Origin of the sequence: Rhizobium sp. BK196, from assembly GCF_014193255.1 — a bacterium.
Lineage (GTDB): Bacteria > Pseudomonadota > Alphaproteobacteria > Rhizobiales > Rhizobiaceae > Rhizobium.
The window spans coordinates 1,221,907-1,245,470 of record NZ_JACHZB010000001.1; the positions used below are offsets into that span (position 1 = coordinate 1,221,907).

Consider the following 23,564-nt stretch of genomic DNA (forward strand, 5'->3'; position numbering starts at 1 on the left):
AGATTTTTCGAACCCGTTGCGGGGTTTGCGAGCCGATCATGAAACGACGGCTCCGTTTCGCCAGGGCGTGATCTTCCTCATGACGATGGCTTCCACTCCGTCGGGCCGTCCTACGGCCTGCCACAAGAGCAGCGAGAAAGCCCAGAAGATCGCAAGCGCGGCACCGCTGCAGAAACCCACGCCAGCGACGAGCTCGATGCCGAGCGGCGTGGCAATGAGAACGGGCTGCACCCAGAGCAGGAAACCGATCATCGGCAGGCAGGCCGCAAGCGGCCGGACGAACGCGTAAAGCTGCGCCCCGATTGAGGCACCGATCAGCCGCTGCGTGATGACGAGGCAGACGACATAGGCAACGACTGCGGAGATAACGCGCGCTGCCAGCGCACCGTCAAGCCCGAACATCACCACGCCTAGCACCGTAACCGGCGCCCTCACTGCGAATTCAGCAGACATTCTGAGCGCTACATATCGGGTCTTGTCGAGAACCATGACAAGCGGCGGCATGATGGTCGTCGGCAGCCCGATCAGACTGACGGTGCAGAGCCACTGCAGGATCGGCGCCGCAAATGCCCACTTCTCGCCGACGACGATTCGCAGGATCGGATCGGCCAGGAGAATGATCACGAGCAGGACGGGCGCCGCCACGACCATGATCGCATTTGTGGCCTTCAGATAAGCAGTAATCTGCTTGCCCCGGTCACTGACATTGGAAAAGGCCGCCATCAGCGGACGCATGAGTGGGCCGACGAACGTCTGATAGGGAATGCCAGCAAGATTGTCCGCGACGCTGAAGGCACCATAAGTGGAAAGGCTCGTAAAGCGCGGCAGCAGCAGCCGATCCATCTGCCAGTTGAGCGAGTTGAGAACCTGCGAAACCGTGTTCCAGCCGATCATGTCCTGGAAATGCTTCCATTCAGAAAGGCTGAGCCTTGGCCGCATCGGCGCGAAGATATAGGAAACTATGGTCGCCGTCGTCGGCCCGGCAACGGCGCCAATCGCCAGCCCCCAGTAGCTGTCGGTCGCAAGCGCGATACCGACGCCGAAGATCAGGGTCGATCCCTTGGCGATGATGTCGAGGGCAAATTCGCGCCGGAAGTCGAAGCGCTGCATGAAAAGCACCAAGCGCGGGCTAATCACGCTGCGCATCGCAGGCGCGATCGAAATCACGGCAATCAGCGAAAAGAGCCGCGGATCATTGTAGATGAGAGCCATCGGCCAGGCGACGACGATCATCATCAGGCTGATCGCCGTTCCTCTAATGAGGCTCAATGTAAAGGCCGTAGCAAACATCCGCTCGGATGGCGAAGGAATACGCACCAACGCCTGGGTGAGCGGCAGATCGAGGATCGCCTCGACGATGACGAGGACGGACGTGGCAATGGCGACGATCCCGAAATCGGCCGGGCTCAAAAGTCTTGCAAGAATGAGCAGGCTCACGAAATCGAGCAGCCGCGCCAGGAATTTTCCGCCGATTGTCCAGATGCTTGCTGTCGCCGTTCTATGCGATACGCTTGACACGATCTATTCCTTGGCCATGAGCAACGAACCTCTTCTGGGAAGCGCCGGGTGCTGCCGCTCCGGGGTTTTTGTGCGCGTCAGCTTACTTTCCTCCTGATAGGGCTTGCGCCCTGAAGGCCGTGCTTGGCGAGTTGCTCATCGATGAGCGAGCCGAGGCGGTCGCGGAACACTGCTGCGGAGAATTTCAGAGCGTGGTTATGAATCGACACCGGATCGAGCGTTTCCTCGACCGCTTCGAAGGCTGCCATCGTTTCCATCAGAGCTTCCGCACTCTGCTCGGCAAAGCGGAAACCGACATGGGGTGCGCAGACAGTCTCGCGTGCACCGCCCGCATCGAAAGCCAGAACTGGCCGGCCGGCTGCCATTGCTTCCACCGGCAGAATTCCGAAGTCTTCAATGCCGGGAAACAGCAGAGCGCGGCAGCGCGACAGATGATCACGCAGAGCTGGGAACGGCTGATGGCCGAGGAACTCCACCGTCGGTCCGGCGATGGACCTGAGATAGTCCTCCTGCTCGCCCTCGCCGATCACGACCAGATTGCGGCCCATTTCCGTGCAGGCCTTCACGGCAATATCCGGCCGCTTATAAGCGGTGAGTTGGCCTGCATAGAGATAGAATTCGCCCTTACCTTGCCCGATGGCGAAATCGTCGGTCGCGACCGGGGGATAGATGACGATGGCATCGCGGTCATAGAAGCGGCGGATACGGCCCGCCACATAGCTGGAATTCGCTACGAACATATCGACGCGCGAGGCGGTCGTTACATCCCAGGCACGCAGCATCGGAGCCGTGAGCGACATCATTGCCTTGCCGATCCAGGAAACACCGCGCCGATAGACGTGAAACTGATCCCAGATGTAGCGCATCGGCGAATGGCAGTAGCAAATGTGAAGGGCATCCGCCCGCGTGATGATGCCCTTGGCAGGTCCGGATTCGCTTGAAATGACAAGATCATAGTCCTGAAGGTCGAAGTGCTCGAGCGCAAACGGCATGAGCGGCAGCATCTTCGTATAGTGACGCGTCGAACGCGGGATCTTCTGTAGAAAGGACGTTTGAATCTTGCGGCTGTTCAGGAAATCGCTGGTACGATCGGGATTGTGCACCAGCGTGAAGATATCTGCCTGCGGGAACATACGGCAGAGTTCTTCCACCACCTTTTCGCCTCCGCGCATCGATACCAGCCAGTAGTGGACGATTGCGACGCGAAGCGGCTTCGCATCGGCCCTATTGCCGGCTTCGACGGCCCGGCTTCTTGCCACGACGGGCGCGTCGCTTCGGAATGCCATTGCATCGGGGAGAGAGCTTGCTGCTTTAACAGTCATCTGAACGCTCCTTGTACAATTGCCCCGCCCTTCGGCTCAGGCACCACATGTGTCGGAATCAGACTGCGGTATTGTGCGAGAAGGGCATCACGCCATTCTTCGTGTGTCGTTGCCAGATTGGGCGACAGCTGGAAGGCACGTTCGCTCATCAAACGGACATCCTCGTCAGGCATCTGGCGGAAGGCCGTCAGCGTTGCGGCAAAGACTTCCTCGTCCATCGTGTTGCACGAGATCGCCATTCCGGCCCTCTCCATTTCCTCGGCAAGGAAGGCGCCCTTGCTCATGATGACGGGAAGGCCGCTGCGCGCCGCCTCGATCGCCACAAGGCCGAACGGCTCTGGATAGCGGGACGGCATGACAAGAGCCCTTGCAGTGCGGAGGATCCGGCCGATCTCGGCATGCGACTGCCAACCCATGGCTCGGACATGATCGCCAGCCGCGACGACCTTCGGCATCAGCGGCCCATCGCCGATGACGCAAAGCCTTGCTCCGGCTCTGCGCACAGCGGCAAGCGCGTCTTCGATACCCTTTTCCTCATCCAGCCGCCCGATGAAGACGAACTCGTCATTATCCTCGGCTGCGACACGCTCAGCCGTCAGCGGCGCGATCGGGTTGCGGATGGTGATCAGCCGTTCCGGTCGATAGCCGGAGCTTACAAGGAACTCAGCCATCTTTTCATGGAGCAGGATGATCCTGCCGAAGGCGGGGCGGCTTCTGAGCGCGCGGAAGAGATTGGCGCCACGGGCCGTCCGCCACAGTTTCTGCGCGTAGCTGCGCTTGTCGCAGGAAGTGGCAACACAGCTCGCCCCGAGCGGACGTCGCCGGCAGATATCTTGCGCTCGATAATCGAAAAACGCCCCATTGGGACAGCCGGTGAAAAAGTCGTGGGCGTGAACGACGCATCGATCGGCAACAGGTGTAAGCGCATCAAAGACGGCCGGTGACAGGATCTGATGCCAGCCGTGGACATGATAGGCGGTCCTCGGCGTATCGTTGGCACGCAACCAGGCGGAAATCATGCTAGCGGCTGCAGGATTGTGAATGCCGGTCGCGAAGGCCTTCACCCGGTTGGAACTCAAAAGGTCGCGGCTATTGAGCTTAACGATCGAGACATCGAGAGAAACAAGCTCTTCACTGGCGCCATCGTCTCCGCAGATGTAAGTGACGGCAATGCCGAGTCCGCGGAAGAGCTTCGCCGACAGTACCGCAAGCGCGGTCGCCCCGCCCCTCGCCGTCGAATAGTCATCGATTATGACCACACGGTCGAGTACCGGTCGCGCAGCGATGCCGTCCCTCCAAATTTTGGCGTAGCGTCCGGAAGCCGGCCACCGCAACGTCGAAACGGCGGACCCATTTTCATCGGGACGCAGTTGGCCGGTGTCGTTCATAGAAGCTCTCCAACGACAAACACAATGGACGCTCTTGACGGCTGGAACCCTATGCCGCCCATAAGGGGTGAAGTGATCACAGGCCGGCCGCCCAAGGCGGCCGGATCGTGACGAAGCGCATTATTTCGCCGACGCTGCACCGTCGGCATAGGCTTCCAGCGCCTTACGGTTGAGAATACGGATCCTGCCCTGGGCTCCGTCGATCACCTTGCATTCACGCAGTCGCCGCAAGCACTGGTTGACTTTTTCACGGGAAGCCGGAAGCGTCGCTGCCAGATCGTTTTGGGAAATGACCAGCACATCGCGGTTGGCTGGCGTGTCCTTTCCGTAGACTGATGAGAGTCGCAGAAGCATTGCCGCCAGCCGCGACTGCAGGCTCGATCCGGCGTTCGAAATGATGCGCCGCTCCAGTTCGGAGACGCGCGCAAGCGTTCTCGAAAAGACCTTTTCCTGAAACTGCGGATCGGTTGCGTACCTTTCCCGCAACAGCCGGCCTTCGAAGAAGTATAGCTCGCAATCAGAACTGGCTCTATACTCCAGGTTCAGCATTTGCCTGCGCAATACTTCGAGTTCGCCGATCAACCCTCCTCTCGGAATGATCTCGACAATGAACTCCCTGCCGTCTGGCAGCATTGTACTGGCACTGACTAGCCCGCGCTGCACCCGGGCGAACATGTCTACGAAGACTCCAGCGCCTGCAATAAGTTCACCGCGGCGGAAGTTGCGTATAGTCGCGCGGCAGAACGGGAAGTCGTCATCACTTGAGATGCGGTTGTTCAAAGATGTATCCGGAACAACGCTAATAGCCGCATTGCCCATAGCGACCCTATAGTCTCTCGTTTGTGTAGCTCCGTCCATGCGCATAACTCCCCAACAAAACAAATTGGCCGTAGCTGATGCTGCACTGCATCATTTATATTGTCCTAACTTGAGAGTCAAATAACAATCGAAGATGACAGGAGCATCTCAAATAATAGTGACAATACCACCAGTTATATAGATTATATTTTTTCTAGTATCCGTCGAATTCAGGAGAGGTATTAAGCCAAAGTGCCTATTTTTGGGGCGATCAAATTCAGAATTGTTCAAAAAATGGCTGCAACGCCCGGCTTCATCTATGCAAGCCGTTGCGCTCAGACCCCGCGTAAGTTGAATTATCGAATAGAATTAGGATGTAGAAATCCCCTGCCGCCAAATTCGGACAGAATTTCGAAGCATCACAGTATTAGCATAAAGAATTTGTTAATCATTATGACCGCGGTCACAGACAAGCACATTGCGCTGCACCAAACTTCGTAAGGTTCTAACCGAAAACTTTTGGAGTCGGTCGATGACTTGGGAAGTACAGAGTATCAAAGTTCGTGAATCCTGGCCGAAGGTTGACCAGTTCGGAATGAACAACGATCGTCACGCAGTATTGCGCCCTCACGTAGTCGGCAGGGCATCTAAGCGGGCGGTCGATATTGTGATTGCAACGACTGCTCTGATTCTGCTGTCGCCTCTAATGCTGATCACCGCACTCATCGTAAAGTTGAGCGATCAAGGGCCGGTCTTCTATTCACATACGCGTATTGGATATGGGGGCGTCGCCTTCGGCTGCCTCAAGTTCCGCACCATGAAGACCGATGCAGCCGCCCAGCTTGCCGACTTGCTGCGCACCAATCCGTCAGCGCGGGCCGAATGGGAAGCAACGCGGAAGCTGAAGAACGATCCGCGCATCACCACTGTCGGCGAGATATTGAGGAGGTCCAGTATCGATGAGCTCCCGCAGCTCATCAATATCCTGCGGGGAGAAATGAGCGTTGTAGGTCCGCGGCCGGTGACAGCTGAGGAGCTTGCTCGCTACGGCGAGCATGTCACGAGTTACATGGCCGCCAGACCGGGTCTGACTGGACAGTGGCAAATCAGCGGGCGCAACGATGTCAGCTACGAGCATCGCGTCGCGCTCGATGTCCAATATGTCCGCGACTGGTCGCTCACGCGCGATTTCATCATCGTCGCGAAGACCGTTCCAGCGCTGTTCTCGCAGCGCGGCTGCTACTAGTCCCAAAACGACGTATGACCCGAGCGGGCCATACGCACCTGCAGGATATCAACGAAGAGACACTCTCGCCCCTTGGATCAGGACACTATGAACTCAAATCACGTCTTCAGCAGCGTCACCCCGATATCTTTGCCGGCCGCTGCCAGCGATAGTTCGTCGCTGACGCTGCGGGATATGTCCTTTTTCGTCAGGATGCGTTGGCCATGGATGGTATTTACCACCTTAGTCTTTCTGATACTCGCCGCCGCCTATCTCTTCGTTGCTAAGCCGACTTATGTGGCCAGTACCCAGCTTATGGTTTTTCCGCAAGCGAACGGCTCGGAGGCTCAAAGGGCCTTCGCCGAAGACGCCTTCATCGATGCGCAGCTTGAAATAGCAAAGTCTAGCGATGTTCTCGGCGGCGTGGCCAGCGCGCTGAACCTCGCCAACGATCCGGCCTTCTCCGATCAGACCCTTTCCCTGCAGGACAAGGTGAAAGATTGGCTGACCAGCAACCCAGCCAGCAGCGCCCAGCCCGAGACGGCACAGGGTGACGCGATCTCAGGGAACGCCCAGCCCGCAACGGCGGGCCAGGAAGTACGTCGGACCGATCGGGTCATCGCGCGGCTGCGCAATATTGTGGCGATGCGCCGCATCGGCCAGTCGACGATCCTCGAAATATCCGCATCTGCATCCAACCCGCAGCGCGCGGTCGAGATCGCCGACGCGGTTGCCCAGCAATACATCCACAAGAATGTCCAGATGAAGGCCGTTGCGGCCCAGCAGTATAGTGAATGGCTGGAACAGTTCGTCAATGAGCAGCAGCGCGGGCTTGCCGACGCAGCAAACGCGCTTGCCACCTTCAAGGCAAATCCGCGCGACCAGTTCAAGCTTGCCGAATTGCAGAGCGCGACTGACGCCCGCCGCACCCTCTTCGAAAATACCCTGACTCAATACACGGAGGCCAAGCAGCGCATTTCCTATCCCGTCTCCGACGCCACTATCGTCTCGCGGGCCACTTCGCCGGTCTCCAAGGCGCAGCCGAACAATTCGCTGATCCTCGCCTTCGCGCTGGTTGTCGGCGCCGGTTCCGGCCTCGGCCTCGCCATGATTCGCCATGTCAGCGATCGGCGCATCATGCGCACCCAGCAGCTCTCGCAGGCGGCTGGCCTGTCTTTCGTCACACCTCTCGGACGCGCAAAGAGGGCTGGCCGCGCCGCGGCGCTGTCTACTGCCAACGATAGCGGCACCGTTGCCTACCCGATAATCCCCGGGATGGCCGAACTAGGTGCGACTGTCACCGGCTTTCGCCGCAGACGGCGTGTGGTGATCGGCCTCGTGGCCGTCGACCCGGGCGGCGGCGCATCCACCATCGCTTGCGAGCTTGCCGTGCTCTCGGCGATGTCAGGCTCGCGTACCCTGTTGATCGACGCTGCAGCGACCAAACCTTCTTTGAGCAAATCCATCGCGCCGAACAGTTCGGCCGGCCTAATCGACGTGCTCGACAATATCGAGGCGATGCGCACCGCTACCCTGTCACTGACGCCGACACTGAAATTCCTGCCTCTGGGCAAGGTCCGCGCTGTGACGCCCGCCATCCGCCTGAGTTCACGCCGCACTCAACTCAGCTTCAATGATCTGAAGAAGGAATTCGACGCCATATTCGTCGATATCTCCGCCTTCACCTCGTCGCCGGACGCCAATGCGATCGCGCCGGAGCTGGACGGCGTTCTCCTCGTAACCTCCTACGGCCGCACTTCGATTGACGAAACCGTTCGCGTGATTGACAGCATGCGCAATGTCGGCGCCGAAATCCTTGGCGCGATCGTCAACAACACACCATCGAGTGTTCGGACATGACCGCTCCGACCCCCCAGGCACCGAAGCTGAAGATCGCCCTCGGCATTGCCTCGGCGGGCCGGCCGGCGACGCTTTTGGAGACGGTGACTTATATCGATAGCCTTCAGCCTCATCCGGATCGCATCATCGTCTGCGTCCCCAACTTGGATGACGCTGCCGGGCTCTCCAACCGAGAGGGTGTGGAATTGATGGTCGGCCCCCGCGGGCTGACCTGCCAGCGCAACCGGATCATTGAAGCCGCAGGCGCGGACGCGGACGTGCTGATCTTCCTCGACGACGACTTCATTCCTGCGCCCGGCTTCATTCCGCGCATGGCAGCGGTCTTTGCCGACAATCCGGATGTGGTCATCGCGACCGGCGACGTCCTCGCCGACGGCATTCTCGGCAAGGGGATGACCCAATCTGAAGCCATACACGTCATCGAGACCGCAGGCGAAAGAGGCGAACAGGTCACCGAAGTCTATAATGCCTATGGATGTAACATGGCGGTTCGGTTGGCGCCAATTGCCGGCCACGGGCTCGCCTTCGACGAGGAGCTGCCGCTCTACGGCTGGCTCGAAGATGTCGATTTCAGCCGGGCAATGGCTCGTTACGGACGGTCGGTGCGTATTTCGGGCGCCTGCGGCGTCCATCTCGGCGTCAAGACCGGACGCCAGCCCGGCAAGCGGCTGGGCTATTCGCAAGTCGCAAATCCCGTGCATCTGATGCGCAAGGGCACCATGTCCTTGACCCGTGCGCTGGCGCAGATCGGCCGCAATATTCTGGCGAACGCCCGCGGTACCCTGCTGAATGATCCCGCGGTCGACCGTCGTGGTCGGCTGAACGGCAATTTCCTGGCTTTGTCCGATCTTCTGGTGGGACGTGCATCTCCCATGCGCATTCTCGAGCTCAGCCAGTCCTCAAATCGCGAGATGTCCTCCACATCCATCGCGGCAAAACGGAGGTAACAGACGCCATGAGGCTCATGTCTTTCCCTGATCGCCTTACGCTCGTTGGCCTTGCCGCCGTCTTCACCTGCGCAATGGGATGGAGCGCAGCTCGTGCCGACAGCTACACGCTCGTTCCCGAGGACAAGATAAAGCTGCGGATCGTGGAATGGCGTTCGACTGATTCCAAATATGCCAGCTGGGAAGCTCTCGACGGAACCTACAGCGTCGATGACGCAGGCAATCTCTCAATTCCGATCGCCGGTCAGATCAAGGCCTCCGGTCAGACGACCGAGCAGTTGTCGAACGACATTTCGGACGCACTGGCCGAAAAGGCCGACCTTCCCGGAAGGCCCTTCATCGCCGTCGAAATTGACGAACACGCCCCGATCTTCATCAACGGCAGCATCGAGCGGCCCGGACGCTATCCCTTCGAGGCCAATATGACCGTCATCAAAGCCGTCAGCATCGCAGGCGGCTATATGCGGGCGCGCGACGACAACAGCTACTACGAGCGGAACCGCGTTCAGGCGGCCGGTGACTACCGCACAGCCCTCCTCAATCGCCGCGATCTCCTGATGCGTGCAGCACGCCTGCGCGCCGAGATCGCCGGCCAGTCCGATTTCGACATTCCCTCGGAGATCGCCGGCGCGCCCGATATCGACAAGCTCAAGGCAGAGGAACTGAACCTGATGCGCCTGCGCGCTGTCGAATCCAACAGCCAGATTGAGGCTGCAGACGATCTGAACCGCCTCTACACGCAGGAAATCCAATCGCTCGAAGCCAAGATCATCTCACAGAAGCGGCAGATCGATCTTGCCCAGCAGGAACTGAACAACGTCAACAGCCTCGTCAGCAAGGGCCTCACCAGCAACACCCGCCAATATTCGGTCGACCGCGGCCTGGCCGAAGCCCAGAGCGAACTGCTGGACCTCGAGATCGCGCTGACCAAGTCGCGTCAGGGGCTGAACGAGAGCGAGCGTGAAAAGGCAACCATCATCAACAAGCGCAACGCTGAAAACCAGCAGGAATTGAACACGATCAACCTCGCCATCAACAAGGCGGGGATCGATATGCAGGTGGCGCAGCTTCTCGGCGATCAGGCCGGCTACAGCGCCGAACTCGCCCGCATGGGTGCAGAGTCGGCGCTGCTCGGCGCGACGAAGAAGAACTTCAAGATCGTTCGCCGCAACGAGGACGGTAGTTACAGCAATATCGTAGCGGATGAGAACACGGCCCTGTTGCCGCACGACATCATCGAAATCAGCGTCGAGGCAGCTGCTTCATCGACCGCGTCTCAGGCCCAGCGGCCTCAGCAGCCGGCCAGCCTCGCTCCTAATGTAGCCCGGAGCGAGGCGCCCGGTCCGAACTGGGTATCGCAGACGGGATCGAACTAGGGGACACTGGAGGAATATGCCAGCTAGCGTCGGGGTTGAGTTCATGTCTGCAGTCGCTGTATCATCGTGCCGCAGCGCTGGTCTGCTTGGCGTCATGACAGAAATCTTCGATGCGGGTCGGAGGTTGCGGCATGACAATTGAACCGATTGGCTTCATCGTCCTCCTGCTCGGCCTGGCCCTCGTCTACTATGGATCCCGCTTTGCGATCACGGCGCTTTGCATCTCCACACTGCTCGGTGCAGCCGCAGCCTTCCAGCTTCCTGCGCTCGGCGGCAGCAGCATCCAGCCGAGCCACCTCCTGCTGCTCTTCGTCACGATCGGTGTGCTGCTGCGTCCGCGTCAGAAACAGGCGGCGTTGGTAAGCTTAGCCTATCCCGGTCCCGGATTCTGGTTTGCTGCCTATGTCCTGTTCTCAGCGGTATCGGCCTTCTTCCTACCGCGCATTTTCGCCGGCGCGACCCTGGTTTATTCATCCGCACGCAGCAGTTCCGGCGTGATGTCGATTATGGCATCGCCACTGGCGCCCGGTTCCTCCAATCTCACGCAATCCGTCTACCTGCTCGGCGACCTCGTCTGCTTCGCCGTCGTCTGCGGTCTTGCCCGCCTTGGACAGGGACGCTTCATCGCCCGCCAGCTTATCGTCACGGCGCTCGTCTGCCTGGGTTTCGCCCTTCTCGATATTGCGACCTTCACGATAGGCCAGCCCAACCTGCTCGATTTCATCCGCAACGCCAACTATACAATGCACACAGCCGAGGTCATCGGTGGCTTCAAGCGCATCGTCGGATCCTTCCCGGAGGCAAGTGCTTATGGTGCGGCGGCTCTGGTGTTTTTCAGCTTCACCTTCATCCTCTGGCTTGAACGCTTCCCGAGCCGCTTCACCGGCTTTGCAACGGTATCGATCGGCCTGACCCTAATCCTCTGCACTTCGACGACTGCCTATGTCGCCGGCCTCTTTATAATTGGTGTTGCGATCCTGTTTAGCCTCAAGCGACTCTTAAGCGGCCAGGCCACACGTCCCTATGCGACCTTCCTTCTGATCACTCTACTCATGGTGCCCTGTGTGATCATGGCTGTAGCCCTGATCCCGAGCGCCTGGAATGCCGTCGGCGATTTGGCGAACATCACCCTGGCCAACAAGCTCGAATCGCAATCCGGCGAGGAGCGCACCGCTTGGAACACATTGGCACTGGTCTCTTTCGTGGAGACGGCCACTTTCGGGGCAGGCCTCGGCACCGTGCGCGCATCGAGTTTCGCCGCCGCACTTCTGTCGAACGTCGGCCTCACCGGGACGGTTCTGTTCGTGCTCTTCCTCTGCAGCCTCGTGAAGGCTGCGGCTCGTAGCAAACTAGTGAACCGTGAAAATCGAGCAATTGGGATGGCCGCCGTTTTCGCCTCCATTGCGCAGATCGCCTCGGCGACGATTTCCGGAAGCAGCACCGACCTCGGCCTGCTTTTCAGCATCACGGCGGGGCTTGCAAGCGGTTGCCTGGCCGCGCCCTACCCGCTGCCGAACCGTATGGCCCGTCTGCAGAGGACACCGGCATCTCTGATGAGCACGCCGGTATTTTCGTCGCGATGATGTGCCGGGCGGAAAAAATGTCGACGATGTCAGCTTTGCCGCTGCTTGCTCGGCACGGGCGCTGGGTCGACCATTGCGCTCTCCCTGGATGGCTTGCGGTTGCGGCGCCAAAGCCCGGCCACGAAGACACCCGTCACATAGCAGACCTGCATCAGCACGAGGATACCGAGACCGTAAAGTGCGGCTTCAAGCAGCGACGTGTTTTGATGAGCTACGATTGCGAAACCGAGGGCGACGGCGATCGCGAAAATAGCGAAGGCCCAGGCGCGAATGACCGCACCGGCTGCGAGCGAAATCAGTATCACAATGATCGTGCCGTTCAGCATTGCGATGCCTTATTCCTTTCTATCGTCCCAGATGCGCCCCATGCCGATCTTCACATCACAGGGCTAAATCCACAACACCCAGCTTCCGGTAGCGGAGCGATAGCAATAGCTAATTTTCTCACAATCCGCCGCGAACAAAATGCCGACGCGGCACGGTTGGCTCCCGATCGAATGGGATATACCCGCTTGCAACACGTGCAGGACAGCATCTCGACAAAGACACTTGCCGACGAAGAATTACGAGAAGGATTGTACCATGAGTAATCAGTGCGTGGCCTACGTTACGGATGTCGAATATTCCTTTCCGACTATTCTCTCGGCGCTGCAGGCCCGAAAATTTGCAAGTTCCGAGACGGATGTCTGTGTTCTTATGTCGGAACATTTGGACAATTTCGAGGAGTTGAGGAGCCTGCTGGCATTGAGCGGTGTCAAGCTGATGGATGCGACAGAAGCACTGCACCAATCCCTCGGCAAGCTCGACGGTTCGCATTTCATGGGCCGTATCAGTGTCAGCACCATGGCCAAGCTGGTACTCGCCCAGATCCTGCCCGACAATTATACCCAGATCATCTACCTGGATGGCGACACGCAGATCGTCAGCAGCCTTGCCGATCTCGAAAATGCCTTCGCGCCCCCTGGAAAGTTCTTCGCGGCCCGCGACTACACGTCCATTCACGGCCTGCTGCAAAACGGCAAGGACAGCAGTTACTTCAATGCCGGCGTTCTGAAATTCCATCGCGATGGCTGGATCGGGCCAGAAGCGCTGCAGCTCTTTGCCACGAATCCGGAGGCATGCGACGGCAAGCATGATCAGGGCGCGCTGAACTATGTTTGCGGTTCCTCGCTCATCCTGGTGTCGAACCGCTGGAACTTTCCCAAGCAGTTCCTGCATCTGGTGGAAATGTCCTCGCTCGCTATCGTCCACTACATGGCGCATCCCAAGCCCTGGCACGGCACGTTCTTCCCGTGGAGCGATACCGAAAGCCAGGTCTATATCGATCTGCGCAAGACACATCCGGCCTACAACGCGCTCTACCGAGGCATCAGCTTCGACCGCAAGGTGGTCTATAAATACCGTTCGATGCGCGAGCGCGTGCGACATGCCCTTCAGAATGAGATGCCCAATCCGCGTGTCCAGACCCTGCTCGCCGGCGACTATGTCGTCTGACGAAAATCGGCCCGGCCCTGCAGGCAGAACCGGTCTTTAAGCCGGCGCGAGTGTTCAGGAGCAGAAATGAGTGTTTTGACCAACAGTATTTCGCACTATGCCAAGGCCCGGCTGCGCCGCTCGCTGAAGGCCGGACAGGTCGGCTATGGCGGGCTGCGCGACAGCCTCAAGCAGGCGCGCCATGTGCTGATCTGCGTGATCCGTGACGAGGGACACCGGATGGAGTTCTTCCTGCAATATTATCGCAATCTCGGTGTCGAGCATTTCATCTGCATTGACAACGGTTCGAGCGACGGCACGGCCGAGCTCCTGTCCGGCATGCAGGATGTCTCGCTGCTTTCGGCCACCGGCTCCTACAAGGCAGCGCGCTTCGGCAATGACTGGATCAATGCGGTCATGAACCGTCATTGCCAGGAAAAATGGGTTCTCTATGTCGATGCGGATGAGTTTCTCGTCTATCCGCATTGCGACACGCATTCGATCGGCCAGTTGACCGCCTATATGGAATCGGTTGACGCTCGTTCGCTGCGCTCGGTCATGATCGACATGTACAGCCGCAATCCCGTCAGCGAAAACATCTGCGAGCCCGGCTGCGATCCGCTCAGCGCATGTAACCTCTTCGACCGCTCAGGCTATGAATCGCATTTCGACAAGAGCAGCCGCACCATTTGGATCAAGGGCGGCGTGCGCGGCCGTGTCTATTTCCGTGGCCGCATTTGGGATGGCCCGGCGCTCAATAAGATCCCGCTGATCTACGTATCCGGTGAGCGCCTCTATCTCAAATCCTCGCATCAGGTCTGGCCTCTCGCTCTCAATCTCGGCGAAACGCGTGGCGCCGTCAGCGTCACCAGCGCCCTTCTGCACTTCAAATTCCTGTCGAGCTTTCTTCACAAGGTCGCCGATCCCGTCAACCGTTTAGAGCATACAGCCGAGTACACGATGTACTCTTCCCCCGAAGATGCGCGCAACTTCGTCTCCACGAGCACCGGCACCTATCGAAACTGGAAAGATCTCTCCGACAGCGGTCTCATACAGGGCGAAGGCTGGCAACTCTGGCACAGCGCATCCGACATTGAGGTGCAGCAGAAGAGCTCGGCAGCATCGAAGAACAGGTCCTCCCTGGTCCAGACAGGCGCCGTCATCTCAGGCGAAGCGACGCATGGCGCTCTAACCCTTTGAATCTGCGCATCGGCCTTTCGAAAATCGCTTCCGATCTTCGCGATGCGGCAGTCGCCTTCAAGGTTTGCCTGTGCTGGCTCCGGCCTGCATTCCGCTACCCATCGCAGGCGGCCCGCCTCTCTCCTCCTGGGAAGCTTCACTCCGAATAGGTCGATGATACGATTGCCCTGCCAGTTGCCCATGACACGATACTCTATGCATTGCGCTTGATCGTAAAGCGAATGGCGGCCTTGCGGCCGCCACGACACTATTTCTGCTTTGCTGCTTTTTCTGCAAGCTGCCTACGATATTCAGGCACGGGCAGGCCGCCGACACCCCAGCTTTCCATCTCGACTTCATCGATGACGACAAAGGTGCTGTCATGCGGCTTGCCCATGATGTCGAAGAGCAGATCGCTGACACCCTTGATCAAGGCGGCCTTCTGCTCAGGCGTGGTGCTCGTTGCGCCCGGGGTCGTGCCTTCGCGCGTTACTTTGATATTCACATAAGGCATTGTCGTTCTCCTTGATGACGGTCCATTCCCCTTTTCATGATCACCAGCGACCGGCGTGCTGACCGCCATCGACATGCAGCGCCTCGCCGGTGACGAAGCCGGCACGCTCGAGATAGAGCACGGCGTCTACGACTTCGCTCACCTCACCCAAGCGGCCGACCGGATGCAGACCCTTAAGGAAATCGTGCGTTTCCGGCGCATGCATCGGCGTCCTGATGATACCGGGCGCCACCGCATTTACGCGGATACCGCTCTTGGCATATTCGATGGCAAGCCCGCGGGTGACGGCATCGAGACCGCCCTTGGTCAGCGTCGCAAGGCCCGTAGGGACATCGGCGATGGGCTGATCCACAAGGGCCGTGGTGATCTGAACGATGTGACCATGGCCCTGCTTTAGCATCTGGGCAATGGCAAATTGCGTGACGTGGAAGAAGCCGGCAACGTTGACGTTGACGACGTTGTCGAAGTCTTCGACCGTGTAATCGGTAAACGGCTTGCCGATAAAGATACCGGCATTGTTGATCAGCGTATCGACACGACCGAAACGCTCGACGGCCGTCTTGACGAGCTGTTCGGCCACACGACGCTCGCCGATGCTGCCGGGTACTGCGATAATACCTGCATCTGATGACGGCTGAATGTTGCGGGAGTTGGCAACGACGACATAGCCTTCCTTGCGATAGGCCTCGACGATGCCTGCACCGATACCCTGCGAGGCACCGGTGATGATTGCGACTTTCTGTTCATTGCTCATGGTATGTCTCCTTGGAAGATGGCGCTTTGCCATGTTTGATAGGTGATCAGGCCGTCAGATCGACGGCGAGCGGTTTGCCTCTTTCGAAGAGCTTCAGGCGATCCTCGAGGTTGAAGACGGAGAATGCGTGCGCGAGCTGGTCCTGCGTTTCGCGGAAGTGCACCCAGCCCTCGTTGTGCGCGGATACGAGCAGCGCGTTCGGGAAGGCATGCGCCGCCTCCAGAGCGTCTTCGCTGCCCATCGTCATGTGGAAACGGCCACGGGGCTCGGCAGCACCTGTAAACAGCAGCACCACTTTGGGAGAAAATAGCCTGGCGACCTCTGCCGTGCCGTCGTACCAGACCGTGTCACCGGTCACGTAGAGAAGATCGCCCGGCTTTTCGCGGCCAAGCGCGAAGCCGACGACATCGCCTGATATCGGCTCAATGCCGACGGGGCCGTGGCGGGCGGGTGTTGCTGTTACCAGCAGCTTCTCGCCACCAGCGCCTTCCAGCGTGACGGTCTCGAAAGGAGCAAGGCCCAGCGCATTGCCGCCCAACCGCTCGGCGCCAGCTTTTGTTGTGTATGTGGTGCGGACTGTCGGCAGCATTGCCCGGCCGGCACTGTCGAGATTGTCGAGGTGCTGATCGTGACTGAGTAAGACAGCATCCAGCCGGCCGATCTCTTCGACCGACAGGGCAGGTCCGGAAGTCTTTTCGAAGCGAACGGGCTTTTCCCTGTAGAGGCCCGGCGGGTCGAAGGTAGGATCGGTGAGAAGCCGGAGCGTGCCATATTCGATCAACACGGTTGGCCCGCCGATCAGCGTAAGATTGAGATGGGAAGAGGTCATATCGGCAACCTTTCTGTTTCGAGGTCGCCTCCTATCTAGCCCCGTTCCCTTCTGCGAAAAATTCGCTATTCTTTGCCAATGGCTGATAAAAAACGCACAGAGCCCGATTGGCAGGACATCAGGGTTTTTCTCGCACTCGGACGCCACGGCAGCCTTTCGGCCGCGGCCCGCACATTGCGCGTCAACCACGCAACGATTGCCCGCCGCCTTCATTCGCTCGAGGAAACGCTCGGCGAAAAACTGGTCGAGCGCCGCCCCGATGGCTATGTGCTCACACCCGCCGGAACCCGCGCACTCACCGCAGCAAGCGACATGGAAGCCTCCGTCCAGACACTTGGACGGGGTTGGAAGGACGACACGCCGAAAGGCCTGGTGCGCATCAACGCTTCGCCCGCACTCTCACAGGGCTTCCTCATCCCCCGTCTGGCGGAAATCACCAAACAATATCCGGGCCTCGATATCGACCTTGCGACTGACCTGCGCACCATAAGCCTTGAACGCCACGAGGCCGACATCGCCATACGCTTAGGAAAACCGCAGGACGGCGATCTGATGGCCAAGCAGCTCGCGACGATCGGATACGGATTTTACGGAACGCAGGAGGTTTGCCGGCAAGTCGAAAACGGCGCGGAACCCGTCTTCGTCGGATTTGACGAGGTGAACGGCTACGTGCCGGAGGCGATCTGGCTGGCCCGCCAGTTCCCATATGCTCGTGTGTGTTTCCGCGCCAACAATCAGGTTTCCCAGGCGATGGCTGCCAAGTCAGGCGCAGGTCTGGCACTCCTGCCGCATTACATCGGTCGTCTGGAAAGAAGCCTCTATCCCTGCCCACTCGAACGAGCGCCGCCGCCGCGGGAAGCCTGGCTTCTCACCCGACGGCAGCAACGCAAGGATCTGCCGATCCGGACCGTCGCCGAATACATCACCAAAATATTCGCGACGGAAAGTGCCTTGTTCGAAGACTGAAATCCCCAATTTCCGTTCCAAAACCGGGGTTCATTCAGAAAGACAGGTCGAGCACGCGTCCTTCGAACAGACGATCCCTCGAACCCTCCAGGTGAGCGCGCATCAGGTCGCTGGCATTCTCCGCCCTGCCCTCGGCGATCGCCTTGTAGATTTCGTTGTGCTCCTGATACACCTGCTCCAAGCCCGGCCGTGGACCAAGCAGCGAAAGCCCATGCAGATGCATGCCGACGGCGATATGCGCTTTCAGCGCATCCATGGAGGCGGTGTAATAGTGATTGTTGGCCGCCTCGGTGACGGCACGGTGGAAGAGGAAGTCGGCGTCCACCCGGTGCAGTTGATGGCTCGTCGCCTCGCGCAGATCCGCAAGGGCTGCAGCGATCTTCTGGATCGCCGCATCGTCGCGGCGCTTGGCGGCAAAATAGGCGGCAGCCGGCTCGATCGTCAGGCGGAATTCGTAACAGCGCTGAATATCGGCAATCGTCTTCACCGGCGAATAGGCAAGCTGCGCCGTCGGCGAGCCATGCGCACTGACGAAGGTACCGGCCCCCTGCCTTGCATAGACGATCCCCTGCTCGCGCAGGCGCGCCAGCGCGTCGCGCACGATGGGGCGCGAAACGCCGAGCATCGAGGCAAGTTCGTGTTCGCCCGGAAGGCGTGAATCCGGCGGATAGTTGCCGGCGCGGATACGCTCCATCAGTTGATCGAAGACACGGTCGACCAGCTTCACGGCTCTGCCAGGCCGGGCTGCCGACGCCGCTTCCGGCTTCACCGATCCGCCACTCGCTTCGTCCACTCTCATTCTCCCTGCTGGCATTCTTTACGCCGCCTGATTCCGAACGATCAGTCTTAGCAAACTATCGGAATTGCCGAAGCCCCCCGACTTGACGCCACACCGGAATTGCCGCCCGTTGACGCCGATTACGTCGAGCCACGGAACGCCGGCCTCGATTTCACCCTTCGGCAACAAGACCGAAGCGCCCAGTTCCCGGAATACAGCAAGCGCGGTATCGCCGCCGCCGACCATGATCAGGTCCGGATTCGTATCAGCTATGACTGATTTCACGCCCTTGGCAAAGCGAGCGGCAACGAGTGCAGCATCATCCGTCATTTCGCCCGTGCAACGCATCAGCACCGGCAGTGCCAGCCCCTCACCGCTTTCGACCGCGCCCATCGGCGCATCAACGACAACCCGCAGCGCACCGGAAGCTTCCAGACAATCCATCTGCCCGGCAGTGATCGGATCACGCGAGCCGAAGGCAAAGAGTGTTTTTCGCGTCTTATGAAATTCCGGCACTAGCCGTGCAGTTCCGCCGAGCCGGCGCGCGAGCGCCGAACCCAGACCACGGGCACCGACGGCAAGGGTGGAAAGCCAGTCGTTCTCCGCGACGACAATATCGAGATCGGCATCGTCTTCGGCATCGGCAACCGTCACGTCGCGACCAGATCCGGTAAAAAGGTCGGCTATCGGCAAGGGATGCTCCACACCACGCCCGACCACGCAGCCTCTATATGTGATCCGCTCCTGATCGGGAATGGCCGGCGCCATGAGGATAGTCTTGAGGCCCAGTACATCGGCCAGCGCAATGCTTTCGGCCGCGACATTGCCCTTCAGCCGCGAGTCGATTTTCTTCATGAAGATGGCCGACCCGGCGGCGCGCAGGATCTCGGCAACAGCTCGCACGCGCGCGGCCGCTTCTTCCTCCGGCAGGCTGCGCGAGTCGGTGTTGACCACCACGACTTCGGCACCGGTTTCCAGCGCCTTGCCGGCCGCTTCGACATCGATCGCCACAGCGACTGACAGCCCGGTCTCCACGAAGGGTGTACCCGTATCGAGCGAACCAGTCAGATCGTCGGCAATGATGGCGACTTTAAGCGTCATGAAGTCTGCCCCGGATTGACGGCATGGCAGGCAACCAGATGGCCGGGCTTCGCTTCCTTCCATTCCGGAATGACCTTGCTGCAAACCTCCATGGCGATCGGGCAGCGCGTATGGAAACGGCAGCCTGTCGGCGGGTTCAGCGGACTCGGCACATCGCCCTGCAGGATCTGGCGCTTGCGGGTGCGCTCGAGCTCCGGATCGGTTTCCGGCACGGCCGACAGCAGCGCCTTCGTATAGGGATGCAGCGGATTGTCGAAGAGTTCTTCACGCGTCGCAAGCTCGGCCAGACGGCCGAGATACATGACGCCGACGCGCGTGCTGATGTGGCGCACGACGGCCAGGTCATGGGCGATGAAGAGATAGGTCAGGCCGTATTTTTCCTGCAGGTCGAGCAGCAGGTTGATGATCTGCGCCTGGATCGACACGTCGAGTGCCGAGATCGCCTCGTCGCAGACGATGAATTTCGGCTGGCAGGCAAGCGCACGCGCAATGACGACGCGCTGGCGCTGGCCGCCCGAGAGCTCGTGCGGATAGCGCTGGGCAAAACGCGTCGGCAGGCCGACATCGGTGAGCAGTGCCGCGACCTTATCCTTGAGCTCCGCCTTGGGGGCAAGCTTGTGGAAGAGGATCGGCTCGCCGATCGCTTCGCCCACGGTCATGCGCGGGTTCAGCGTCGAATAGGGATCCTGAAAGACGATCTGCAGGTCGCGGCGGAAGGGCCGCATCTGCTTTTCATCGAGCGTCGCAAGATCCTGGCCCTTGTAGACCACCTTGCCGCTCGTGGCCTTGTAGAGATTGAGAATGGTGAAACCGGTCGTCGACTTGCCGCAGCCGGATTCGCCGACGAGGCTCAGCGTCTCGCCTTCCATGATCTCGAGATTGACATTGTCGAGCGCATAGACGGTCGCCGAGCGTTCTCCGAAAGCACCGAGCTTGACGTGGAAATGCTTGACGAGGTTTTCGACCTTCAGGAGCGGTTGAGCACCCATCACGCAGCCTCCTGCATTTTCTGAACGACGAAACAGGCGGCGCGATGCGCGCTGTTGCCGGCAATCGGCTCCAGCCGCGGCACACGCTCGTGACAGACGGCTTCGGCCAGCGGGCAGCGTGGCGCAAAGGGACAGCCTTTCGGACGGCGGCCTGGCTCCGGCGGCGTACCGCCGATCGACGACAGGCGGCTTGCCGGCGCATCCGAAAGCTTCGGGATCGAGGACAGCAGGCCGCGCGTATAGGGATGGCTGGGACGAGCATAGAGCTCGTCCACCGGCGCATCTTCCACGACCGTGCCGGCATAGAGCACGGCGACGCGATCGACGAGGCCGGCGATCAGCGCGAGGTCATGGGTGATCCAGACGACGGACATGCCGAGCTTGGCGCGCAGATCCTTCACCAGATCGACGATCTGCGCCTGGATCGTCACGTCGAGCGCGGTCGTCGGCTCATCGGCGATCAGAAGCTTCGGATTGCAGGCAAGGCCGATGGCGATCATCACACGCTGGCGCATGCCACCGGAAAGCTCATGCGGATACGCCATCAGCCGCTCTTCGGGACCTGGAATGCCGACGAGGCGCAGAAGTTCGACGGCGCGAGCCTGTGCCTCTTTCTTCGACATCTTGCGATGATAGATCAGCGGCTCGCAGATCTGGTCGCCGATGCGCATGACCGGATTGAGCGAGGTCATCGGATCCTGGAAGACGAAGCCGACATCGCCACCGCGTACCTTGCGCAGGTCGCCGTTCGACATCTTCTGCAGGTCGCGCCCGTCAAATGTCGCCGAACCCTTCGTCACCTTGATCTTGTTCGGCAGGAGCCGCATCAGGCTCAGCATCGTCAGGCTCTTACCGCAGCCGGATTCACCGACGACGCCGAGCGTCTCGCCTTTATTGACGTAGAGGTCGATGCCATCGACGACGACGGCAGGGCCGCGGCGCGTATCGATCTCGATGGTGAGATCCTTCACGTCCAGCAGGCGTTCATTGCTTGTTGCGTTCATCACTTGCTGCCCCGCGGATTGAGTGCGTCGTTGAGGCCGTCGCCGAGGAAGCTGAAGGCAACTGAGGCAAGACCGAGCACGGCCGCCGGAGCGGCAAGGAGATGCGGATAATGCTGCCAGACGCGCAGGCCGTCCGAGATCATATTGCCCCAGCTGGGGGTCGGCGGATTGACGCCGACGCCGAGGAAGCTGAAGGCACTTTCCAGCACCATCGCGGTGCCGAGGCCGGCGCTGACGGAAACGATCAGCGGCCCGAGCGCATTCGGCACGATATAACGCAGGATGACGATCCAGTTGGAAAGGCCGAGCGCCTGTGCCGCCATGACGTATGGGCGGTTGCGGATCGACAGAACCTGCGCGCGGACGAGGCGCGCATAAGGTGGCCAAGAGATGAGTGCCATCGAACCGAAGACCAGAATGAAATCCACCCAGACAGTCTGGCGATAGAAGGGATTGAGGGTCGCCAGATACTGCGCCTCCATCCACCTGGTGATCGGCGTCTTCAGCGATGCATTGATGACCACGACGAGAAGCAGGTTCGGCACCGACATCGTCACATCCGTCAGCCACATGATGGCGCGGTCGAACGGATTGCCGAAGAACCCAGCGATGGCGCCAAGCAGGAGCCCGATCAGCACCGCGATGAACGTGACGATGACGGCAACGAGAAAGGCCGTGCGCGTGCCGAAGACGATACGGCTGAAGACGTCGCGGCCAAGATCGTCAGTGCCGAAGAAATGCGCCAGTGACGGCGGCGCGTTGCGCGAAGCTAGATCCTGGCTGAGATAGTCATAAGGCGTCAGCGCAGGGCCGAAGATTGCCGTGAAGGCGAGAATTACGATCACCATCAGGCCGAAGATCGCAAGCTTATTGCGCTTCAGGCGATGCCAGGCATCGCGCCACAAGTTGACTGGCGGCTCCTCGGTCGTGTCGATCGTCGAAAGAGGAATAGCGGACATGATCAGCGGCTCCTTCTGGAATCATTGGCGCGCGGATCGAGCAGCGGGTAGAGCACGTCGACCAGCAGGTTCGACACCATGACCAGGAAGGATCCGATCAGAGTGATCGCGAGAATGACGGGATAATCGGAATTGGTGAGCGCCTGCACGGTCAACCGGCCGAGGCCCGGCAGACCGAAGACGAGCTCGACGAAGATGGCGCCGTTGACAATGGTGATCATGATGAGGCCGAGCTGCGTGACCACAGGTGTCAGCACCGGGCGCAGGATATGCTTCAGTGCCACCACGATTTCCGGCACGCCCTTGGCGCGCGCCGTGCGGACGAAATCTTCGGACAGCACTTCGATGACGGCCGCGCGAGTCTGGCGAACGATCAGCGCGATCGGCTGGAAGGAGAGCACGATGAGCGGCAGAATGATGCGCACGTCGAAGACGCCGCCCCAGCCATAGGGAACCTTGATCATCGGCATCAGGACGATCAGCGCCACCATCAGGAGCGGGCCTGCGACATAAGCGGGGACTGCCCAAAGGAAAAGCGCCGTGCCGAGGATCGTGTAGTCGACGCGGTTGTTTTGGTTCATAGCGGCGATCATCCCGAGCGGGATCGCGACGACCGTCGTCAGGATGATGGAACAGAGCGCAAGCTGGAAAGAGACGGGAGCAGCAGCCGAAACCATCGCCCAGACAGAGCGGCCGGATGTCAGCGAATTGCCGAACTGCCCGTGCAGGAGGTTCCAGATGTAAAGACCGAACTGCTCGATGAAGGGCTTGTTGAGACCTGCACTTTCGCGGATCGCCTCGATACGCTGCGGGTTGTAAGCGACGTCACCGGGCGCGCGAAGGAAGATCAGCTTGATCGGATCGCCGGCACCATAGAAGGCCATCGCGTAGACAGCCATCATCACGACTAGGACGGACGGAATCCAGATGGCAAACCGCGTAAGCACATAGCGTAACAAGGCCACCTCCCATTCTTGCCCGGCGCGTTCCCGCGGAAGGCC

At 59.8% G+C, this 23,564-nt stretch carries 22 protein-coding genes and 1 pseudogene; 8 read left to right on the forward strand and 15 right to left on the reverse strand.

Annotated features, from left to right (window positions below; translation table 11 throughout):
- Nucleotides 1-36: 36 nt before the first annotated feature.
- From FHT78_RS06320 to FHT78_RS06335, 4 genes are all read right to left on the reverse strand, one after another.
- Nucleotides 37-1,518, reverse strand: coding sequence for a lipopolysaccharide biosynthesis protein (locus FHT78_RS06320; RefSeq protein ID WP_183741663.1), 1,482 nt, complete (start codon nucleotides 1,516-1,518; stop codon nucleotides 37-39).
- A gap of 77 nt (nucleotides 1,519-1,595) precedes the next feature.
- The gene (locus tag FHT78_RS06325) at nucleotides 1,596-2,840 is read right to left on the reverse strand and encodes a glycosyltransferase (RefSeq protein WP_183741665.1); all 1,245 of its coding nucleotides are present in this window, start codon (nucleotides 2,838-2,840) and stop codon (nucleotides 1,596-1,598) included.
- Nucleotides 2,837-4,228, reverse strand: coding sequence for a glycosyltransferase (locus FHT78_RS06330; RefSeq protein WP_183741667.1), 1,392 nt, complete (start codon nucleotides 4,226-4,228; stop codon nucleotides 2,837-2,839). The genes FHT78_RS06325 and FHT78_RS06330 overlap by 4 nt, the downstream gene beginning before the upstream one ends.
- 120 nt (nucleotides 4,229-4,348) lie before the next feature.
- Nucleotides 4,349-5,092: a Crp/Fnr family transcriptional regulator gene (locus FHT78_RS06335; RefSeq protein ID WP_183741669.1), complete on the reverse strand. Its 744-nt coding sequence runs from the start codon at nucleotides 5,090-5,092 to the stop codon at nucleotides 4,349-4,351.
- Nucleotides 5,093-5,558: 466 nt separating this feature from the next.
- Between FHT78_RS06335 and FHT78_RS06340 the strand changes: the two genes are divergently transcribed.
- Entirely contained in the window at nucleotides 5,559-6,272 is a 714-nt protein-coding gene (locus FHT78_RS06340; protein WP_281412831.1) for a sugar transferase, read from the forward strand.
- Between the two features lie 98 nt (nucleotides 6,273-6,370).
- Here the strand turns inward: FHT78_RS06340 and FHT78_RS29755 are convergent, their stop codons facing one another.
- A complete protein-coding gene (locus FHT78_RS29755; RefSeq protein ID WP_348644712.1) occupies nucleotides 6,371-6,493 on the reverse strand; it encodes a hypothetical protein in 123 nt (40 codons plus the stop codon).
- On the opposite strand from FHT78_RS29755, the gene FHT78_RS06345 reads away from it, so the two are divergent.
- The 4 genes from FHT78_RS06345 (at nucleotide 6,480) to FHT78_RS06360 (ending at nucleotide 12,017) form a co-directional block, all read left to right on the forward strand.
- The gene (locus FHT78_RS06345) at nucleotides 6,480-8,111 is read left to right on the forward strand and encodes a Wzz/FepE/Etk N-terminal domain-containing protein (protein ID WP_348644713.1); all 1,632 of its coding nucleotides are present in this window, start codon (nucleotides 6,480-6,482) and stop codon (nucleotides 8,109-8,111) included. The genes FHT78_RS29755 and FHT78_RS06345 overlap by 14 nt on opposite strands.
- The gene (locus FHT78_RS06350; protein ID WP_183741672.1) at nucleotides 8,108-9,058 is read left to right on the forward strand and encodes a glycosyltransferase; all 951 of its coding nucleotides are present in this window, start codon (nucleotides 8,108-8,110) and stop codon (nucleotides 9,056-9,058) included. Before FHT78_RS06345 ends, FHT78_RS06350 begins: the two co-directional genes overlap by 4 nt.
- Nucleotides 9,059-9,075: 17 nt before the next feature.
- Nucleotides 9,076-10,434, forward strand: a complete 1,359-nt coding sequence (locus tag FHT78_RS06355) for a polysaccharide biosynthesis/export family protein (RefSeq protein WP_246715163.1) — start codon at nucleotides 9,076-9,078, stop codon at nucleotides 10,432-10,434.
- 131 nt (nucleotides 10,435-10,565) lie between these two features.
- Nucleotides 10,566-12,017, forward strand: coding sequence for a hypothetical protein (locus tag FHT78_RS06360; protein WP_183741676.1), 1,452 nt, complete (start codon nucleotides 10,566-10,568; stop codon nucleotides 12,015-12,017).
- A 29-nt stretch (nucleotides 12,018-12,046) separates the two neighbouring features.
- Here the strand turns inward: FHT78_RS06360 and FHT78_RS06365 are convergent, their stop codons facing one another.
- A complete protein-coding gene (locus FHT78_RS06365; protein WP_183741677.1) occupies nucleotides 12,047-12,343 on the reverse strand; it encodes a hypothetical protein in 297 nt (98 codons plus the stop codon).
- A gap of 256 nt (nucleotides 12,344-12,599) precedes the next feature.
- Here FHT78_RS06365 and FHT78_RS06370 point away from each other — a divergent pair, with 256 nt between their 5' ends.
- Together FHT78_RS06370 and FHT78_RS06375 are read left to right on the forward strand one after the other, a co-directional pair.
- Nucleotides 12,600-13,511: a glycosyltransferase gene (locus FHT78_RS06370; protein ID WP_183741679.1), complete on the forward strand. Its 912-nt coding sequence runs from the start codon at nucleotides 12,600-12,602 to the stop codon at nucleotides 13,509-13,511.
- Nucleotides 13,512-13,577: 66 nt separating this feature from the next.
- Nucleotides 13,578-14,591 (forward strand): annotated as a pseudogene (locus tag FHT78_RS06375) (glycosyltransferase family 2 protein); the annotation flags it as partial.
- Between the two features lie 346 nt (nucleotides 14,592-14,937).
- On the opposite strand, the gene FHT78_RS06380 reads toward FHT78_RS06375, so the two are convergent.
- The 3 genes from FHT78_RS06380 to FHT78_RS06390 are packed head-to-tail and all read right to left on the reverse strand — an operon-like array spanning nucleotide 14,938 to nucleotide 16,766.
- A complete protein-coding gene (locus tag FHT78_RS06380) occupies nucleotides 14,938-15,183 on the reverse strand; it encodes a 4-oxalocrotonate tautomerase family protein (protein ID WP_183741681.1) in 246 nt (81 codons plus the stop codon).
- A 40-nt stretch (nucleotides 15,184-15,223) separates the two neighbouring features.
- The gene (locus FHT78_RS06385; protein ID WP_183741683.1) at nucleotides 15,224-15,937 is read right to left on the reverse strand and encodes an SDR family oxidoreductase; all 714 of its coding nucleotides are present in this window, start codon (nucleotides 15,935-15,937) and stop codon (nucleotides 15,224-15,226) included.
- Between the two features lie 46 nt (nucleotides 15,938-15,983).
- Nucleotides 15,984-16,766 (reverse strand): MBL fold metallo-hydrolase, encoded by a 783-nt coding sequence (locus FHT78_RS06390; protein WP_183741685.1) that lies wholly within the window; start codon nucleotides 16,764-16,766, stop codon nucleotides 15,984-15,986.
- A gap of 78 nt (nucleotides 16,767-16,844) precedes the next feature.
- Between FHT78_RS06390 and FHT78_RS06395 the strand changes: the two genes are divergently transcribed.
- Nucleotides 16,845-17,732 (forward strand): LysR family transcriptional regulator, encoded by an 888-nt coding sequence (locus tag FHT78_RS06395; protein ID WP_183741687.1) that lies wholly within the window; start codon nucleotides 16,845-16,847, stop codon nucleotides 17,730-17,732.
- A gap of 34 nt (nucleotides 17,733-17,766) precedes the next feature.
- Here FHT78_RS06395 and FHT78_RS06400 read toward each other — a convergent pair whose 3' ends face one another.
- From FHT78_RS06400 to FHT78_RS06425, 6 genes are read right to left on the reverse strand one after another with little or no spacing between them, the layout of a single operon-like run.
- Entirely contained in the window at nucleotides 17,767-18,531 is a 765-nt protein-coding gene (locus FHT78_RS06400) for a FadR/GntR family transcriptional regulator (protein WP_183741689.1), read from the reverse strand.
- Nucleotides 18,532-18,549: 18 nt separating this feature from the next.
- Complete coding sequence (locus tag FHT78_RS06405) at nucleotides 18,550-19,611, reverse strand: four-carbon acid sugar kinase family protein (protein ID WP_183741690.1); 1,062 nt, start codon at nucleotides 19,609-19,611, stop codon at nucleotides 18,550-18,552.
- Nucleotides 19,608-20,600 (reverse strand): oligopeptide/dipeptide ABC transporter ATP-binding protein, encoded by a 993-nt coding sequence (locus tag FHT78_RS06410; RefSeq protein ID WP_183741691.1) that lies wholly within the window; start codon nucleotides 20,598-20,600, stop codon nucleotides 19,608-19,610. The genes FHT78_RS06405 and FHT78_RS06410 overlap by 4 nt, the downstream gene beginning before the upstream one ends.
- Nucleotides 20,600-21,604, reverse strand: coding sequence for an ABC transporter ATP-binding protein (locus FHT78_RS06415; RefSeq protein WP_183741692.1), 1,005 nt, complete (start codon nucleotides 21,602-21,604; stop codon nucleotides 20,600-20,602). The genes FHT78_RS06410 and FHT78_RS06415 overlap by 1 nt, the downstream gene beginning before the upstream one ends.
- Complete coding sequence (locus FHT78_RS06420) at nucleotides 21,604-22,563, reverse strand: ABC transporter permease (protein WP_183741693.1); 960 nt, start codon at nucleotides 22,561-22,563, stop codon at nucleotides 21,604-21,606. The genes FHT78_RS06415 and FHT78_RS06420 overlap by 1 nt, the downstream gene beginning before the upstream one ends.
- Before the next feature lie 2 nt (nucleotides 22,564-22,565).
- Nucleotides 22,566-23,522, reverse strand: a complete 957-nt coding sequence (locus FHT78_RS06425; RefSeq protein ID WP_183741694.1) for an ABC transporter permease — start codon at nucleotides 23,520-23,522, stop codon at nucleotides 22,566-22,568.
- Nucleotides 23,523-23,564: the final 42 nt, after the last annotated feature.